13 protein-coding genes, 4 tRNA genes and 1 pseudogene are annotated in these 17,279 nt (G+C 57.9%); all 18 read left to right on the top strand.

What is annotated here, in order from left to right:
- Positions 1-214: 214 nt before the first annotated feature.
- On the top strand, positions 215-1,174 hold the full coding sequence (gene birA / locus A0O30_RS23275) for a bifunctional biotin--[acetyl-CoA-carboxylase] ligase/biotin operon repressor BirA (RefSeq protein WP_105948307.1): 960 nt from the start codon (positions 215-217) through the stop codon (positions 1,172-1,174).
- Positions 1,164-1,913 (top strand): pantothenate kinase, encoded by a 750-nt coding sequence (locus tag A0O30_RS23280; protein ID WP_016715909.1) that lies wholly within the window; start codon positions 1,164-1,166, stop codon positions 1,911-1,913. The genes birA and A0O30_RS23280 overlap by 11 nt, the downstream gene beginning before the upstream one ends.
- A 7-nt stretch (positions 1,914-1,920) precedes the next feature.
- Positions 1,921-2,346, top strand: a complete 426-nt coding sequence (locus A0O30_RS23285) for a hypothetical protein (protein ID WP_019098632.1) — start codon at positions 1,921-1,923, stop codon at positions 2,344-2,346.
- Positions 2,347-2,498: 152 nt separating this feature from the next.
- A tRNA-Tyr gene (locus tag A0O30_RS23290) sits at positions 2,499-2,582 on the top strand.
- Positions 2,583-2,606: 24 nt separating this feature from the next.
- Positions 2,607-2,680: transfer RNA gene (locus A0O30_RS23295), tRNA-Gly, on the top strand.
- Positions 2,681-2,709: 29 nt separating this feature from the next.
- Positions 2,710-2,785, top strand: a tRNA-Thr gene (locus tag A0O30_RS23300).
- A 78-nt stretch (positions 2,786-2,863) separates the two neighbouring features.
- Positions 2,864-4,058, top strand: a pseudogene (gene tuf, locus A0O30_RS23305) (elongation factor Tu).
- Between the two features lie 54 nt (positions 4,059-4,112).
- Positions 4,113-4,188: transfer RNA gene (locus A0O30_RS23310), tRNA-Trp, on the top strand.
- A gap of 44 nt (positions 4,189-4,232) precedes the next feature.
- Positions 4,233-4,601: a preprotein translocase subunit SecE gene (gene secE, locus A0O30_RS23315; RefSeq protein WP_003255502.1), complete on the top strand. Its 369-nt coding sequence runs from the start codon at positions 4,233-4,235 to the stop codon at positions 4,599-4,601.
- 9 nt (positions 4,602-4,610) lie between these two features.
- Positions 4,611-5,144 (top strand): transcription termination/antitermination protein NusG, encoded by a 534-nt coding sequence (gene nusG / locus A0O30_RS23320; RefSeq protein WP_003255501.1) that lies wholly within the window; start codon positions 4,611-4,613, stop codon positions 5,142-5,144.
- Positions 5,145-5,263: 119 nt separating this feature from the next.
- Positions 5,264-5,695 (top strand): 50S ribosomal protein L11, encoded by a 432-nt coding sequence (gene rplK / locus A0O30_RS23325; RefSeq protein WP_003255500.1) that lies wholly within the window; start codon positions 5,264-5,266, stop codon positions 5,693-5,695.
- Positions 5,695-6,390 (top strand): 50S ribosomal protein L1, encoded by a 696-nt coding sequence (gene rplA / locus A0O30_RS23330; protein ID WP_060501592.1) that lies wholly within the window; start codon positions 5,695-5,697, stop codon positions 6,388-6,390. The genes rplK and rplA overlap by 1 nt, the downstream gene beginning before the upstream one ends.
- Positions 6,391-6,587: 197 nt before the next feature.
- Positions 6,588-7,088 (top strand): 50S ribosomal protein L10, encoded by a 501-nt coding sequence (gene rplJ, locus A0O30_RS23335; protein ID WP_016715872.1) that lies wholly within the window; start codon positions 6,588-6,590, stop codon positions 7,086-7,088.
- A 77-nt stretch (positions 7,089-7,165) separates the two neighbouring features.
- Positions 7,166-7,531, top strand: coding sequence for a 50S ribosomal protein L7/L12 (rplL, locus tag A0O30_RS23340; RefSeq protein ID WP_003255496.1), 366 nt, complete (start codon positions 7,166-7,168; stop codon positions 7,529-7,531).
- A 220-nt stretch (positions 7,532-7,751) separates the two neighbouring features.
- Positions 7,752-11,825, top strand: coding sequence for a DNA-directed RNA polymerase subunit beta (rpoB, locus tag A0O30_RS23345; protein WP_016715871.1), 4,074 nt, complete (start codon positions 7,752-7,754; stop codon positions 11,823-11,825).
- Positions 11,826-11,889: 64 nt separating this feature from the next.
- The gene (gene rpoC, locus A0O30_RS23350; protein ID WP_016715870.1) at positions 11,890-16,089 is read left to right on the top strand and encodes a DNA-directed RNA polymerase subunit beta'; all 4,200 of its coding nucleotides are present in this window, start codon (positions 11,890-11,892) and stop codon (positions 16,087-16,089) included.
- A 211-nt stretch (positions 16,090-16,300) separates the two neighbouring features.
- Positions 16,301-16,672 (top strand): 30S ribosomal protein S12, encoded by a 372-nt coding sequence (gene rpsL, locus A0O30_RS23355; RefSeq protein WP_003255492.1) that lies wholly within the window; start codon positions 16,301-16,303, stop codon positions 16,670-16,672.
- Between the two features lie 106 nt (positions 16,673-16,778).
- On the top strand, positions 16,779-17,249 hold the full coding sequence (gene rpsG / locus A0O30_RS23360) for a 30S ribosomal protein S7 (protein ID WP_003246741.1): 471 nt from the start codon (positions 16,779-16,781) through the stop codon (positions 17,247-17,249).
- Positions 17,250-17,279 lie beyond the last annotated feature (30 nt).

Here is a 17,279-nt window from a genome sequence, read left to right on the forward strand (position 1 = left end):
TCTCACGCAAGTCTCGGCCTTGCCCAGATCCCTGTAGGAGCGGCTTTAGCCGCGAACACCGGCAAAGCCGGTGCCATCCACCACGTCGCCTGCTTCGCGGCCAAAGCCGAACCCCACAGGGATCGCGACACAAGGCCGCACTTACAGGCCCTTTTCCTATGCAAGCCAACAGCCCATGGCTATCATGCCTGCCTTATTCCAAGTCGAGACTGGCATGCTGAAGTTGTTGAATCTCCTCAAGGATGGCCGGTTCCATTCCGGTGAAGCCCTGGGGGCAGCCCTCGGGGTGAGTCGCAGTGCCGTTTGGAAGCAGCTGCAGCACCTGGAGAGTGAACTGAACCTCACCATTCACAAGGTTCGTGGGCGCGGCTATCAGCTGGCGGCACCGCTCGCCTTGCTCGAAGCACAGGCAATCGCCGGTTATGCCGAAGGCGAGCAGTGGCCGGTGTTCATCCACGAATCGATTGACTCGACCAATGCGGAAGGTTTGCGGCTTGCCGGCCAAGGGCAGGCAGCTCCGTTTATCGTGCTGGCCGAGCGGCAGAGTGCCGGCCGCGGCCGGCGTGGCCGTCAGTGGATCAGCCCATTTGCCGAAAACCTCTATTACAGCCTTGTATTGCGAGTGGATGGCGGCATGCGTCAGCTCGAAGGTTTGAGCCTGGTGGTGGGATTGGCTGTAATGCGTACCCTGCAGGCGTTTGGCGTAAAAGAGGTAGGGCTCAAATGGCCCAACGATGTGCTGGTTCGCGGGCAGAAGATTACCGGCATTCTCCTGGAGCTGGTGGGCGACCCCGCCGATGTCTGCCATGTGGTGCTGGGTGTCGGTATCAATGTGAACATGCAGGCAAATGACCAGGTCGATCAACAGTGGACCTCGATGCGGCGTGAGGTGGGTGCGACAATTGATCGCAATCACTTGGTGGCATCGCTCAGTCAGCAGCTGCAGCATGAATTGGCGCGCCATCGTCGCTACGGATTTGCAGCATTCCTGGAAGAATGGGAGCAGGCGCACCTTTGGCAGGGGCGCAATGTTTCGCTGGTTGCTGGCAGCACGCATATTGATGGTGTGGTTCTCGGCGTCGACGGGCAGGGTGGCTTGCGCCTTGAGGTGGACGGAGTGGAAAAGAGCTTCAGTGGTGGTGAGCTCAGTTTGAGGTTGCGTGATGATTCTTGAGCTCGATTGTGGTAACAGCTTCATCAAGTGGCGGGTAATCCATGCCGCTGATGCAGTCATTGAAGGTGGCGGGATCGTCGATTCCGATCAGGCGTTGCTCGCTGAAGTGGCTGCGTTGGCTTCGGTGCGTCTTACAGGCTGTCGCATTGTCAGTGTGCGCAGCGAGGAAGAAACCGATGCGCTGTGTTCATTGATTGCCCAGGCGTTTACCGTTCAGGCGCGTGTTGCACATCCGGCGCGGGAAATGGCCGGCGTGCGCAATGGCTATGACGATTATCAGCGTCTGGGTATGGATCGTTGGCTGGCTGCGCTGGGTGCATTTCACTTGGCAAAGGGCGCGTGCCTGGTCATTGACCTGGGCACTGCCGCAAAAGCGGACTTCGTTGCGGCGGATGGTGAGCATCTGGGTGGTTACATCTGCCCGGGCATGCCTTTGATGCGTAGCCAGCTGCGCACCCATACCCGGCGTATCCGTTATGACGATGCCTCCGCCGAGCGTGCATTGACCAGTCTGTCGCCCGGGCGCTCCACCGTCGAAGCGGTCGAGCGCGGCTGTGTGTTGATGCTCCAGGGCTTTGCGCGCACCCAGCTTGATCAGGCGCGTGCGCTGTGGGGGGATACGTTCACGGTATTTCTCACTGGGGGTGATGCGCCACTGGTAAGGGAGGCTGTGCCCCAGGCGCGTGTTGTGCCAGACCTGGTTTTCGTTGGCCTGGCCATGGCCTGCCCATTGGATTGAGGTGCCTATGCGTTGGTTGTTTCTGCTGTTACTGGTGCTCAACGTCTTCTATTACGTGTGGCACCAGCAGGAAGCCCCGCTGAAGGTCAAGGAAGTCGCCCCGCTGTCTCTGTACAAGGGGAATCAGCAAGAAATCCGCCTGCTGCGTGAAACCGGCGTGTCGGCGCCGCCCAAGCGTCGTGATGAATGCCTGGTAGTGGGAGGGGTGATGGGGCAGGGGCAGCTGGATGCGCTGCGTCAGCGCCTCTTGAGCCTTGATATTGCGACGTTGCCAGTGGTGGGGCAGCTGCCGGGAGCAGATGGGCGCTGGCTCAAGGTTGCACCGGAAAGCGAGCGTTTGCTGGACCAAACGGTGCTCTCAGCTCTTTCCAATGATTTCAAAGACTTAAAACATAAAATTATTTTCTGCCAGGGTATTGCAACTGGCGAATAGCTTGATAGAATGGCGCCCGCTTCACAGGGAACACCACTCAGGTGGTAGAACTGGAAGCGGTGTCAAAACAGCTAAGTTTCAGATTTGATTGAAAAAATTTGAAAAAACGCTTGACACTAGGGCGGCAGACAAATAGAATGCCGGCCACATCTGGAGGGATTCCCGAGCGGTCAAAGGGGACGGACTGTAAATCCGTTGCGAGAGCTTCGAAGGTTCGAATCCTTCTCCCTCCACCAGTTTTAGCGAGAGCCGCAAGCTCCGCGGGTATAGTTTAGTGGTAGAACCTCAGCCTTCCAAGCTGATGATGCGGGTTCGATTCCCGCTACCCGCTCCAAGTTTGCCGGATTTTGCACAAAGTGTTTCGCTCTTGTAGCTCAGTTGGTAGAGCACACCCTTGGTAAGGGTGAGGTCAGCGGTTCAAATCCGCTCAAGAGCTCCATATAAACAAGGCAGATATGAAAATATCTGCCTTTGTTTTATCAGCGCAAGACTATTTCTTCTGCGGAGGATTGTATCGATGGCTAAGGAAAAGTTTGATCGTTCCCTTCCCCACGTTAACGTCGGCACTATCGGCCACGTTGACCACGGTAAGACCACTCTGACCGCAGCTCTGACTCGCGTCTGCTCCGAAGTTTTCGGTTCGGCAGTCGTTGAGTTCGACAAGATCGACTCGGCTCCGGAAGAAAAAGCGCGCGGTATCACCATCAACACCGCTCACGTCGAGTACAACTCGAACATTCGTCCACTACGCTCACGTTGACTGCCCAGGTCACGCTGACTACGTGAAGAACATGATCACCGGTGCTGCCCAGATGGACGGCGCGATCCTGGTTTGCTCGGCCGCCGATGGTCCGATGCCGCAAACCCGTGAGCACATCCTGCTGTCCCGTCAGGTAGGCGTTCCGTACATCGTGGTCTTCCTGAACAAGGCTGACCTGGTAGACGACGCTGAGCTGCTGGAACTGGTCGAGATGGAAGTTCGCGACCTGCTGTCCACCTACGACTTCCCAGGCGACGACACTCCGATCATCATCGGTTCCGCTCGTATGGCCCTGGAAGGCAAAGACGACAACGAAATGGGTACTACCGCTGTCAAGAAGCTGGTAGAAACTCTGGATGCCTACATCCCTGAGCCAGTTCGTGCCATCGACCAGCCGTTCCTGATGCCGATCGAAGACGTATTCTCGATCTCGGGTCGTGGTACCGTTGTTACCGGTCGTATCGAGCGTGGTATCGTTCGCGTTCAAGATCCACTGGAAATCGTCGGTCTGCGTGACACCACCACCACCACCTGCACCGGTGTTGAGATGTTCCGCAAGCTGCTGGACGAAGGTCGTGCTGGCGAGAACTGCGGCGTTCTGCTGCGTGGCACCAAGCGTGACGACGTTGAGCGTGGTCAGGTTCTGGTCAAGCCAGGTTCGGTCAAGCCGCACACCAAGTTCACCGCAGAAGTTTACGTTCTGTCGAAGGAAGAAGGCGGCCGTCACACTCCGTTCTTCAAAGGCTACCGTCCTCAGTTCTACTTCCGTACCACTGACGTGACCGGTAACTGCGAACTGCCGGAAGGCGTTGAAATGGTAATGCCAGGTGACAACATTCAGATGACTGTCACCCTGATCAAGACCATCGCAATGGAAGACGGTCTGCGCTTCGCTATCCGTGAAGGCGGTCGTACCGTCGGCGCCGGCGTCGTAGCAAAAATTATTGAATAAGTAGTTGATTTACTTGATCAGGCCGGTATAATGGCCGGCCTGATACAGCGTTACAGGTCAGTAGCTCAATTGGCAGAGCGACGGTCTCCAAAACCGTAGGTTGGGGGTTCGATTCCCTCCTGACCTGCCATTTCACCTCGGTGTGATGGCTTTCTTCTTACAGGATCCTCCTCGATGACCCCCAAAACTGAAGCCCAAGAATCGCGTTTTGATCTGTTCAAGTGGCTGGCTGTAGTGGCTTTGGTGGTTGTTGGTGTTGTGGGTAATCAATATTACTCCGCCTCTCCAATCCTGTATCGCGTTCTCGTACTTCTCGTCCTGGCTGCTGTCGCGGGCTTTGTAGCTCTGCAGACTGCGAAGGGCAAGTCGTTCTTTGCGCTGGCGAAGGAAGCTCGTACCGAGATTCGTAAAGTCGTGTGGCCGACCCGCCAGGAAACCACCCAGACCACGCTGATTGTCGTGGCTGTCGTGCTGGTTATGGCACTGCTGCTGTGGGGGCTCGATTCCCTGCTCGGCTGGGCGGTCTCCTTGATCGTTGGCTAAAGGTGTCCCGTGGCTAAGCGTTGGTATGTTGTGCATGCTTACTCGGGTTACGAGAAGCATGTAATGCGCTCCCTGATCGAGCGCGTCAAGCTGGCTGGCATGGAAGACGGTTTCGGCGAGATCCTGGTCCCGACCGAAGAAGTCGTCGAAATGCGCAACGGCCAGAAGCGCAAGAGTGAGCGTAAATTCTTCCCTGGCTATGTATTGGTCCAGATGGAGATGAACGAAGGGACTTGGCACTTGGTCAAGGACACCCCTCGTGTGATGGGCTTTATTGGTGGCACTGCAGACAAGCCTGCGCCGATCACCGATAAAGAAGCTGAGGCTATCCTGCGTCGCGTTGCCGACGGTAGCGACAAGCCGAAGCCGAAGACGCTGTTCGAGCCAGGTGAAGTGGTTCGAGTCATTGACGGTCCGTTCGCTGACTTCAATGGTAGTGTCGAAGAGGTTAACTACGAGAAGAGCCGTCTGCAGGTTGCAGTGCTCATTTTCGGTCGCTCTACCCCGGTAGAGCTCGAGTTCAGCCAGGTCGAAAAGGTCTAGGCGGACGAAGCATCCCATACCCCGCAGCCCTGTGTGCTGCGGGGTTTTGTCGTCACTGGGATAAAACGCAAGTCATCCGGGGAGCCAACAGGCGTTCGTACCCGATTTTGGAGTAGCTCATGGCTAAGAAGATTCAGGCTTACATCAAGCTGCAAGTTAAGGCCGGCCAGGCCAACCCAAGCCCACCCGTTGGTCCAGCACTGGGTCAACACGGTGTGAATATCATGGAATTCTGCAAGGCCTTCAACGCCCGTACCCAGGGTCAAGAAGCCGGCCTGCCGACTCCTGTGATCATCACTGTTTACAGCGACCGTAGCTTCACTTTCGAGACCAAGAGCACCCCTGCCTCGGTTCTGCTGAAGAAAGCTGCTGGCCTGACCAGTGGTTCGGCTCGCCCGAACACCGTTAAAGTCGGTACCGTTACCCGTGCTCAGCTGGAAGACATCGCGAAAGCCAAACAGGCTGACCTGACTGCCGCTGACCTGGACGCTGCTGTACGCACCATCGCTGGCTCTGCCCGCAGCATGGGCCTGAACGTGGAGGGTGTGTAATGGCTAAGCTGACCAAACGCCAAAAGGCAATCGCCGAGAAAATCGAAGCAGGCAAGGCCTACAACTTCGAAGAAGCGGCAACTCTGCTGGCCTCGCTGCCTGCTGCCAAGTTCGTAGAGTCCTACGACATCGCCGTTAACCTCGGTGTTGACCCGCGTAAATCCGACCAGGTCGTACGTAGCGCTACTGTGCTGCCACACGGCACTGGCAAGACCGTTCGCGTTGCTGTCTTCACCCAGGGTCCAGCTGCTGAAGCCGCTCTGGCTGCCGGCGCTGACCGCGTAGGTATGGACGACCTGGCTGCCGAAATGAAAGGCGGCGACCTGAACTATGACGTCGTCATCGCATCGCCTGATGCCATGCGCGTTGTAGGTCAGCTGGGTCAGGTTCTGGGTCCTCGCGGCCTGATGCCTAACCCGAAAGTCGGTACCGTAACTCCAGACGTAGCCACTGCCGTGAAAAACGCCAAGGCTGGTCAGGTTCGCTACCGTACCGACAAAAACGGTATCATCCACACCTCCGTTGGCAAGATCGGCTTTGAAGCTGGCAAGCTGAAGGAAAACGTTGAAGCCCTGATCGCTGACCTGAAGCGTATCAAGCCAGCTTCCTCGAAAGGTATCTACGTCAAGCGCGTTACCCTGAGCACCACCATGGGCCCAGGTCTGGTCATCGATCAGAGCTCGCTGAACGTGTAAGAACATGGTGGCGTGACCTGTCACGCCACCAGCAAAAATTGGGGTCCCTGCCTGGCGGGGGCTATCCAAGACCGTAGGCGGCGCAAGCCTTAAAACACCAGCCCACGCAGATGGTGCTCCCGATTCGTTACCGAATCAGACACCAAAACGACATCAGGCTTCGGCCAGATGAAACGGTAAAAACCAGGAGTAAACCCGTGGCAATTAAACTCGAAGACAAGAAGGCCATCGTCGCTGAAGTCAACGAGGCTGCCAAAGTCGCTCTGTCCGCTGTCGTGGCTGATGCCCGTGGTGTGACTGTAAGCGCAATGACCGGACTCCGTAAAGAGGCCCGCGAAGCTGGCGTTTACGTACGTGTTGTACGTAACACCCTGCTGAAGCGCGCTGTTGAAGGCACCGAATTTTCGATCCTCAACGACGCGTTCAAAGGCCCGACCCTGATTGCTTTCTCCAACGAACACCCGGGCGCTGCTGCTCGTCTGTTCAAAGAGTTCGCCAAGGGTCAGGACAAGTTCGAGATCAAGGCAGCTGCGTTTGACGGCAATTTCATTGCAGCGAACCAGATCGACGTGTTGGCTACCCTGCCGACCCGCGACGAAGCTATCGCAAAACTGATGAGCGTGATCCAAGGCGCCACCAGCAAGCTGGCTCGTACTCTGGCAGCCATTCGCGACCAGAAAGAAGCTACCGCCGCCTAAGGCGCGCGAACTCTTTCAAAATCATACGTTTAATTTGATGGCTGCGTAGGCTGTCACCCCAATACAGGATTTAAGTCATGTCTCTGACTAACGAACAAATCATCGAAGCAATCGGCCAGAAAACCGTTCTGGAAGTTGTTGAGCTGATCAAAGCTATGGAAGAAACCTTCGGCGTTACCGCTGCTGTTGCCGCTGCTGGCCCAGCTGCTGCTGCTGCCGTTGTTGAAGAGCAGACCGAGTTCAACGTTGTTCTGGTTGAAGCCGGCGACAAGAAAGTGAACGTGATCAAAGCCGTTCGCGAACTGACCGGTCTGGGCCTGAAAGAAGCCAAAGAGAAAGTCGATGGCGCTCCTCAGGTTGTAGCTGAAGGCGTTTCGAAAGAAGCCGCTGAAGACGCTAAGAAGAAGCTGGAAGAAGCAGGCGCTAAAGTCGAGCTGAAGTAATCTCGACCTTGCGATGCCAGCCTGAGCGTTGAGCGAAGGGCTGATGGCTGGTGGCTTACGCCACCGGCCTTTTTCCGTTATTGGTGGTCGGTCAGGCCGGCCCCGATAACAAGCTGCAAGACACCCATGTGGGTGGCGCAAACCAAGGGGTTTGCACGATTTTCTGGCTGCTCCCGCCGGGAGAAGCCAAACAAGCAGGTGACCAAGCTGGGGAACGCTGATGGCTTACTCATACACTGAGAAAAAACGTATCCGCAAGGACTTTAGCAAGTTGCCGGACGTCATGGATGTGCCTTACCTCCTGGCCATCCAGCTGGATTCGTATCGCGAATTCCTGCAAGCGGGAGCATCCAAGGATCAGTTCCGCGACGTCGGCCTGCACGCGGCCTTCAAATCGGTATTCCCGATCATCAGCTACTCCGGCAATGCTGCCCTGGAGTACGTAGGCTATCGCCTGGGCGAACCGGCCTTCGATGTGAAGGAATGTGTCCTGCGTGGCGTGACCTTCGCGGTCCCACTGCGGGTCAAGGTGCGCCTGATCATCTTCGACAAGGAATCGTCGAACAAAGCGATCAAGGACATCAAAGAGCAAGAAGTCTACATGGGTGAAATCCCCCTGATGACTGAGAACGGTACCTTCGTTATCAACGGTACCGAGCGTGTGATCGTTTCCCAGCTGCACCGTTCGCCTGGTGTGTTCTTCGACCACGACCGTGGCAAGACCCACAGCTCCGGCAAGCTGCTGTACTCCGCTCGCATCATCCCTTACCGCGGCTCCTGGCTGGACTTCGAGTTCGACCCGAAGGACTGCGTGTTCGTGCGTATCGACCGTCGCCGCAAACTGCCGGCTTCGGTGCTGCTGCGCGCCCTGGGCTACAGCACTGAAGAAGTGCTGAACACCTTCTACACCACCAACGTGTTCCACATTTCCGGCGAAAAACTCAGCCTGGAACTGGTGCCTCAACGTCTGCGTGGTGAAGTTGCAGTCATGGACATCCATGACGAAACCGGCAAAGTCATCGTCGAGCAAGGCCGCCGTATTACCGCGCGCCACATCAACCAGCTCGAAAAAGCCGGCGTCAAGCAGCTGGACGTTCCAATGGAATACGTCCTGGGCCGCACTACCGCCAAGGCCATCGTGCATCCGGCTACCGGCGAGATCCTGGCCGAATGCAACACCGAGATGACCACCGAACTGCTGATCAAGGTCGCCAAGGCACAGGTTGTCCGTATCGAGACCCTGTACACCAACGACATCGATTGCGGTCCGTTCATCTCCGACACCCTGAAGATCGACACCACCAGCAACCAGCTGGAAGCTCTGGTCGAGATCTACCGCATGATGCGTCCAGGCGAGCCGCCAACCAAGGATGCAGCCGAGACCCTGTTCAACAACCTGTTCTTCAGCGCCGAGCGTTACGACCTGTCCGCCGTTGGCCGCATGAAGTTCAACCGTCGTATCGGTCGTACCGAGATCGAAGGTTCGGGCGTGCTGAGCAAGGAAGACATCGTCGAGGTTCTGAAGACCCTGGTCGATATCCGTAACGGCAAAGGCATCGTCGACGACATCGACCACCTCGGTAACCGTCGCGTACGTTGCGTTGGTGAAATGGCCGAGAACCAGTTCCGCGTTGGCCTGGTGCGTGTAGAGCGCGCGGTCAAGGAACGCCTGTCGATGGCGGAAAGCGAAGGCCTGATGCCGCAAGACCTGATCAACGCCAAGCCGGTTGCGGCGGCGGTGAAAGAGTTCTTCGGTTCCAGCCAGCTGTCCCAGTTCATGGACCAGAACAACCCGCTCTCCGAGATCACCCACAAGCGCCGTGTCTCTGCACTCGGCCCTGGCGGTCTGACCCGTGAGCGTGCCGGCTTCGAAGTCCGAGACGTACACCCGACCCACTACGGCCGTGTGTGCCCGATCGAGACCCCTGAAGGTCCGAACATCGGTCTGATCAACTCCCTGGCAGCCTATGCCCGCACCAACCAGTACGGCTTCCTGGAAAGCCCGTACCGCGTGGTGAAGGAAGGCGTTGTCAGCGACGACATCGTGTTCCTGTCGGCCATCGAAGAAGCTGATCACGTTATCGCCCAGGCTTCGGCCGCGATGAACGAGAAGAAGCAACTGATCGATGAACTGGTAGCGGTTCGTCACCTGAACGAATTCACCGTCAAGGCGCCGGAAGACGTCACCCTGATGGACGTTTCGCCGAAGCAGGTTGTTTCCGTTGCTGCCTCGCTGATTCCGTTCCTCGAGCACGACGACGCCAACCGTGCATTGATGGGTTCGAACATGCAGCGTCAGGCTGTACCAACCCTGCGTGCCGACAAGCCGCTGGTAGGTACTGGCATGGAGCGCAACGTTGCCCGTGACTCCGGTGTCTGCGTGGTTGCTCGCCGTGGTGGTGTGATCGACTCGGTCGACGCCAGCCGTATCGTTGTTCGCGTTGCCGACGACGAAGTGGAAACCGGCGAAGCAGGTGTGGATATCTACAACCTGACCAAGTACACCCGTTCGAACCAGAACACCTGCATCAACCAGCGTCCGCTGGTGAGCAAGGGCGACAAGGTTCAGCGTGGCGACATCATGGCCGACGGCCCGTCCACCGACATGGGTGAGCTGGCACTGGGTCAGAACATGCGCATCGCGTTCATGGCGTGGAACGGCTTCAACTTCGAAGACTCCATCTGCCTGTCCGAGCGTGTGGTTCAGGAAGACCGCTTCACCACCATCCACATCCAGGAACTGACCTGTGTGGCGCGTGACACCAAGCTTGGCCCAGAGGAAATCACTGCGGACATCCCGAACGTGGGTGAAGCTGCACTGAACAAACTGGACGAAGCCGGTATCGTCTACGTGGGTGCCGAAGTCGGCGCTGGTGACATCCTGGTTGGCAAGGTCACGCCAAAAGGCGAAACCCAGCTGACTCCGGAAGAAAAACTGCTGCGCGCAATCTTCGGTGAGAAGGCCAGCGACGTTAAGGACACCTCCCTGCGTGTGCCAACCGGCACCAAGGGTACCGTCATCGACGTACAGGTCTTCACCCGTGATGGCGTAGAGCGCGACAGCCGCGCCCTGGCCATCGAGAAGATGCAGCTGGACGAGATCCGCAAGGACCTCAACGAAGAGTTCCGCATCGTCGAAGGTGCAACCTTCGAGCGTCTGCGTTCTGCCCTGAACGGCCAGGTGGTCGACGGTGGCGCGGGCCTGAAGAAAGGCACCGTGATCACTGACGAAGTGCTGGACGGTCTGGAGCACGGCCAGTGGTTCAAACTGCGCATGGCTGAAGATGCACTGAACGAGCAGCTGGAAAAGGCTCAGCAGTACATCGTCGACCGTCGCCGTCTGCTGGACGACAAGTTCGAAGACAAGAAGCGCAAGCTGCAGCAGGGCGATGACCTGGCTCCGGGCGTACTGAAGATCGTCAAGGTCTACCTGGCAATCCGCCGTCGCATCCAGCCGGGTGACAAGATGGCCGGTCGTCACGGTAACAAGGGTGTTGTCTCGGTCATCATGCCGGTCGAAGACATGCCGCACGATGCCAACGGTACTCCGGTCGACGTCGTACTGAACCCGCTGGGCGTACCTTCGCGTATGAACGTTGGTCAGATCCTTGAAACCCACCTGGGCCTGGCGGCCAAGGGCCTGGGCGAGAAGATCGACCGCATGCTCGAAGAGCAGCGCAAAGCCGCTGAACTGCGCGTGTTCCTGACCGAGGTCTACAACGAGATCGGCGGTCGTCAGGAAAACCTCGAAGAGTTCACCGACGCAGAGATCCTGGCTCTGGCCCACAACCTGAAGAAAGGCGTGCCGATGGCTACCCCGGTCTTCGACGGTGCCAAAGAGCGTGAGATCAAGGCCATGCTGAAGCTGGCTGACCTGCCAGAAAGCGGCCAGATGGTGCTGTTCGATGGCCGTACCGGCAACAAGTTCGAGCGTCCTGTGACCGTTGGTTACATGTACATGCTCAAGCTGAACCACTTGGTGGACGACAAGATGCACGCGCGTTCCACTGGTTCCTACAGCCTGGTTACCCAGCAGCCGCTGGGTGGTAAGGCGCAGTTCGGTGGTCAGCGTTTCGGGGAGATGGAAGTGTGGGCGCTGGAAGCATACGGCGCGGCATACACCCTGCAAGAAATGCTCACAGTGAAGTCGGACGACGTGAACGGCCGTACCAAGATGTACAAAAACATCGTGGATGGCGATCACCGTATGGAGCCGGGCATGCCCGAGTCCTTCAACGTGTTGATCAAAGAGATCCGTTCGCTCGGTATCGATATCGATCTGGAAACCGAATAACACGTGACGCGAAGGGGAGTGGGGCAGGTAATGCCCGCTCCCTGCTCCGCCAGGAGGAAAGGCCTTGAAAGACCTACTGAATTTGCTGAAAAACCAGGGTCAAGTCGAAGAGTTCGACGCCATCCGCATCGGTCTGGCGTCGCCTGAAATGATCCGTTCGTGGTCGTTCGGTGAAGTTAAGAAGCCGGAAACCATCAACTACCGTACGTTCAAGCCTGAGCGTGACGGCCTGTTCTGCGCCAAGATCTTTGGCCCAGTCAAGGACTACGAGTGCCTGTGCGGCAAGTACAAGCGCCTCAAGCACCGCGGCGTAATCTGCGAGAAGTGCGGCGTTGAAGTTGCCCTGGCCAAGGTTCGTCGTGAGCGCATGGCGCACATCGAACTGGCCTCGCCGGTAGCCCATATCTGGTTCCTGAAGTCGCTGCCGTCCCGTATCGGCCTGCTGATGGACATGACCCTGCGTGACATCGAGCGCGTGCTCTACTTCGAGAGCTATGTCGTTATCGACCCGGGCATGACCACCCTGGAAAAGGGCCAGCTGCTGAACGACGAGCAGTACTTCGAAGCGCTGGAAGAGTTCGGTGACGACTTCGACGCCCGCATGGGTGCCGAGGCTGTCCGCGAGCTGCTGCACGCTATCGACCTGGAGCACGAGATCGGTCGCCTGCGCGAAGAGATTCCGCAGACCAACTCGGAAACCAAGATCAAGAAGCTGTCCAAGCGCCTGAAGCTGATGGAAGCTTTCCAGGGCTCGGGCAACCTGCCTGAGTGGATGGTCCTGACCGTCCTGCCAGTGCTGCCGCCGGACCTGCGTCCGCTGGTTCCGCTGGATGGTGGCCGCTTCGCGACCTCCGACCTGAACGACCTGTATCGTCGGGTGATCAACCGTAACAACCGTCTGAAGCGCCTGCTGGATCTGTCGGCGCCGGACATCATCGTGCGCAACGAAAAGCGCATGCTGCAGGAAGCGGTCGACGCCCTGCTGGACAACGGCCGTCGCGGTCGCGCCATCACTGGCTCGAACAAGCGTCCGCTGAAGTCCCTGGCCGACATGATCAAAGGTAAGCAAGGTCGCTTCCGTCAGAACTTGCTCGGTAAGCGTGTGGACTACTCCGGCCGTTCGGTAATTACCGTAGGCCCGACCCTGCGCCTGCACCAGTGCGGTCTGCCGAAGAAGATGGCCCTCGAGCTGTTCAAGCCGTTCATTTTCGGCAAGCTGGAAATGCGTGGTCTGGCGACCACCATCAAGGCCGCCAAGAAGATGGTCGAGCGCGAGCTGCCAGAGGTGTGGGACGTTCTCGCCGAAGTGATTCGCGAACACCCCGTACTGCTCAACCGTGCACCTACCCTGCACCGTCTGGGTATCCAGGCCTTTGAACCGGTTCTGATCGAAGGTAAGGCGATTCAGCTGCACCCGCTGGTCTGTGCTGCGTACAACGCCGACTTCGACGGTGACCAGATGGCCGTTCACGTGCCGCTGACGCTGGAAGCCCAGCTCGAAGCGCGCGCGCTGATGATGTCGACCAACAACATCCTTTCGCCAGCCAACGGTGAGCCAATCATCGTTCCGTCGCAGGACGTTGTACTGGGTCTGTACTACATGACCCGTGAAGCCATCAACGCCAAGGGCGAAGGTCGCGTGTTTGCCGACCTGCAGGAAGTCGACCGCGTATTCCGCGCCGGCGAAGCTGCCCTGCACGCGAAAATCAAGGTTCGTATCAACGAAACCGTGAAAGAGCGTGATGGTTCGGTGGTCAAGAACACCCGCATCGTCGACACCACCGTCGGCCGTGCGCTGCTGTTCCAGGTTGTACCGGCAGGTCTGCCGTACGACGTGGTCAACCAGCCGATGAAGAAAAAGGCGATCTCCAAGCTGATCAACCAGTGCTACCGCGTGGTTGGTCTGAAAGAGACCGTTATCTTCGCTGACCAACTGATGTACACCGGTTTCGCTTACTCGACCATTTCCGGCGTTTCCATCGGTGTTAACGACTTCGTTATCCCGGACGAGAAAGCCCGCATCATCGGTAACGCTACCGACGAAGTGAAGGAAATCGAGAGCCAGTACGCCTCCGGCCTGGTAACCCAGGGCGAGAAGTACAACAAGGTCATCGACTTGTGGTCGAAGGCGAACGACGAAGTGTCCAAGGCGATGATGGCCAACCTCTCGAAAGAGAAGGTCATCGACCGCGAAGGCAAAGAAGTCGAGCAAGAGTCCTTCAACTCGATGTACATGATGGCTGACTCGGGTGCGCGGGGTTCCGCAGCCCAGATCCGTCAGCTGGCCGGTATGCGTGGTCTGATGGCCAAGCCGGACGGCTCCATCATCGAGACGCCGATCACTGCGAACTTCCGTGAAGGTCTGAGCGTACTTCAGTACTTCATCTCGACTCACGGTGCTCGTAAGGGTCTGGCGGATACCGCCTTGAAGACTGCGAACTCCGGTTACCTGACTCGCCGTCTGGTAGACGTTGCCCAGGATCTGGTCGTTACCGAGATCGACTGCGGCACCGACCAAGGCCTGCTGATGACTCCGCACATCGAAGGCGGCGACGTTGTAGAGCCACTGGGTGAGCGTGTACTGGGTCGTGTCATCGCCCGTGACGTGTTCAAGCCTGGCACCGAGGACGTCATCGTTCCGGCCGGTACCCTGGTTGACGAGCAGTGGGTCGAGTTCATCGAGCTGAACAGCATCGACGAAGTGATCGTGCGTTCGCCGATCAACTGCGAAACCCGCTATGGCATCTGCGCCAAGTGCTACGGTCGCGACCTGGCTCGCGGTCACCAGGTGAACATCGGTGAAGCTGTCGGCGTTATCGCTGCACAGTCGATCGGTGAGCCGGGTACCCAGCTGACCATGCGTACGTTCCACATCGGTGGTGCTGCAAGCCGTACTTCGGCTGCCGACAGCGTCCAGGTGAAGAACGGCGGTATGGTGCGTCTGCACAACCTGAAGCAGGTTGAGCGTGCCGACGGTAACCTGGTTGCCGTATCGCGTTCGGGCGAGCTGGCCATTGCCGACGAATTCGGCCGTGAGCGTGAGCGCTACAAGCTGCCTTACGGTGCGGTGATTTCGGTCAAGGAAGGTGAGAAAGTCGAAGCTGGCGCCATCGTCGCCAAGTGGGACCCGCACACCCACCCGATCGTTACCGAGCTGAAAGGTACCGTGACCTTCGTGGGTATGGAAGAAAACATCACCATCAAGCGTCAGACCGACGAACTGACCGGTCTGACCAATATTGAAGTACTGGACGTCAAGGATCGCCCTGCCGCAGGCAAGGAAATCCGTCCGGCAATCAAGATGGTCGATGCTGCTGGCAAGGACCTGTACCTGCCAGGTACCGACGTACCTGCCCAGTACTTCCTGCCGGCCAACGCCCTCGTTGGTGTGGCTGACGGTGCCCAGATCGGCGTTGGTGACGTTATCGCGCGTATCCCGCAAGAAACGTCGAAAACCCGTGACATCACCGGTGGTCTGCCACGCGTTGCCGACCTGTTCGAAGCGCGTCGCCCGAAAGAAGCCTCGATTCTGGCTGAAGTCAGCGGCACCATCGCATTCGGTAAAGAGACCAAGGGCAAGCGTCGCCTGGTCATCACTCCGACCGACGGTAGCGATCCGTACGAAGAGCTGATTCCGAAGTGGCGCCACCTGAACGTCTTCGAAGGTGAGCAGGTAAACCGTGGTGAAGTTATTTCCGACGGCCCGAGCGATCCGCACGACATCCTGCGTCTGCTGGGTGTGAGCGCGCTGGCGAAGTACATCGTCAACGAGATCCAGGACGTTTACCGTCTGCAAGGCGTGAAGATCAACGACAAGCACATCGAGACCATCCTGCGTCAGATGCTGCGCAAGGTCGAGATCTCCGAGTCGGGCGATTCCAGCTTCATCAAGGGCGACCAGATGGAACTGACCCAGGTACTGGTAGAGAACGAGCGTCTCGCCGGCGAGGACAAGTTCATCTCCAAGTTCACCCGCGTGCTGCTGGGTATCACCAAGGCGTCGCTGTCGACCGAGTCGTTCATCTCCGCGGCTTCCTTCCAGGAAACCACCCGCGTACTGACCGAAGCGGCGGTAACCGGCAAGCGCGACTACCTGCGCGGCCTGAAAGAGAACGTGGTCGTGGGTCGTCTGATCCCGGCCGGTACTGGTCTGGCCTACCACAGCGAGCGCAAGCGTCGCCGTGATGCCGACAAGCCGCTGCGTGTGAGCGCCAGTGAGGTGGAAGCCGCACTGACCGAAGCGCTGAACTCCAGCGGTAACTAAGTACAGGGCAGAGCCCCGGCAAGCCTCGAACGACCGTCGGTGACATGAAATGTTGCCGATGATCGGGCGGGGAGGGCCGGGGCCTCGTCTTGACTGGGTGCAAGATCCTCTTTAGACTTTTGTACCCTTAAATTTGGTGAGGCTCCGTCTCGCCAATTTTTGGCTTTCTTGCAAGACAATAGAGTCGCAAGACAATCAGTGGAGCTAGTAGATGGCAACTATCAACCAGCTGGTACGTCAGCCGCGTAAGCGTTCGGTCGAGAAGTCCGACGTTCCTGCGCTGCAGAACTGCCCGCAGCGTCGTGGCGTGTGCACCCGTGTGTACACCACCACGCCGAAAAAACCTAACTCGGCACTGCGTAAAGTATGCCGTGTGCGTCTGACCAACGGTTTCGAGGTTTCCTCGTACATCGGCGGTGAAGGCCACAACCTGCAAGAGCACAGCGTCGTCCTGATCCGTGGCGGCCGTGTAAAAGACTTGCCAGGTGTTCGTTACCACACCGTTCGCGGCTCTCTGGATACTTCGGGCGTTAAAGGCCGTAACCAGGGTCGTTCGAAATACGGTACCAAGCGTCCGAAGTAATCGGCCGTTTGCAGACATCCATTTTTTTGAGTCGATAAGAGTAAGGTCGGGCAGGGGTCGAAGACCCACGTCCCGGGCTAACCTGAAGACCGTTTGAGGGCTTATCATGCCAAGACGTCGTGTAGCAGCAAAACGTGAGATCCTTGACGATCCGAAGTACGGATCCCAGATCCTCGCCAAGTTCATGAACCACGTGATGGAAAGCGGCAAGAAGGCCGTAGCCGAGCGCATCGTTTACGGTGCCCTGGATACCGTCAAAGCACGCAAGAACAGCGACCCCCTGGAAATCTTCGAGAAAGCTCTCGACGCCATCGCTCCGCTGGTCGAAGTTAAGTCCCGTCGTGTCGGCGGTGCCACTTACCAGGTTCCGGTTGAAGTTCGTCCATCCCGTCGTAACGCTCTGGCAATGCGCTGGCTCGTAGACTACGCCCGCAAGCGCGGCGAGAAGTCGATGGCTCTGCGCCTGGCTGGCGAACTGCTGGATGCTGCCGAAGGCAAGGGTGCTGCAGTCAAGAAGCGTGAAGACGTTCACCGTATGGCTGAAGCCAACAAAGCGTTCTCGCACTACCGCTTCTAATTCAAGCATCAATCATTTTGCGAGGGCTTT

It is taken from the genome of Pseudomonas sp. LLC-1, assembly GCF_002992185.1.
GTDB classification, from domain to species: domain Bacteria; phylum Pseudomonadota; class Gammaproteobacteria; order Pseudomonadales; family Pseudomonadaceae; genus Aquipseudomonas; species Aquipseudomonas monteilii.

Bases quoted from the DNA above. Each gene is read 5' to 3' on its own strand.
- birA (WP_105948307.1), top strand. From the start codon at position 215: ATGCTGAAGTTGTTGAATCTCCTCAAGGATGGCCGGTTCCATTCCGGT.
- A0O30_RS23280 (WP_016715909.1), top strand. From the start codon at position 1,164: ATGATTCTTGAGCTCGATTGTGGTAACAGCTTCATCAAGTGGCGGGTA.
- A0O30_RS23285 (WP_019098632.1), top strand. From the start codon at position 1,921: ATGCGTTGGTTGTTTCTGCTGTTACTGGTGCTCAACGTCTTCTATTAC.
- secE (WP_003255502.1), top strand. From the start codon at position 4,233: ATGACCCCCAAAACTGAAGCCCAAGAATCGCGTTTTGATCTGTTCAAG.
- rplK (WP_003255500.1), top strand. From the start codon at position 5,264: ATGGCTAAGAAGATTCAGGCTTACATCAAGCTGCAAGTTAAGGCCGGC.
- rplA (WP_060501592.1), top strand. From the start codon at position 5,695: ATGGCTAAGCTGACCAAACGCCAAAAGGCAATCGCCGAGAAAATCGAA.
- rplL (WP_003255496.1), top strand. From the start codon at position 7,166: ATGTCTCTGACTAACGAACAAATCATCGAAGCAATCGGCCAGAAAACC.
- rpoB (WP_016715871.1), top strand. From the start codon at position 7,752: ATGGCTTACTCATACACTGAGAAAAAACGTATCCGCAAGGACTTTAGC.
- rpsL (WP_003255492.1), top strand. From the start codon at position 16,301: ATGGCAACTATCAACCAGCTGGTACGTCAGCCGCGTAAGCGTTCGGTC.
- rpsG (WP_003246741.1), top strand. From the start codon at position 16,779: ATGCCAAGACGTCGTGTAGCAGCAAAACGTGAGATCCTTGACGATCCG.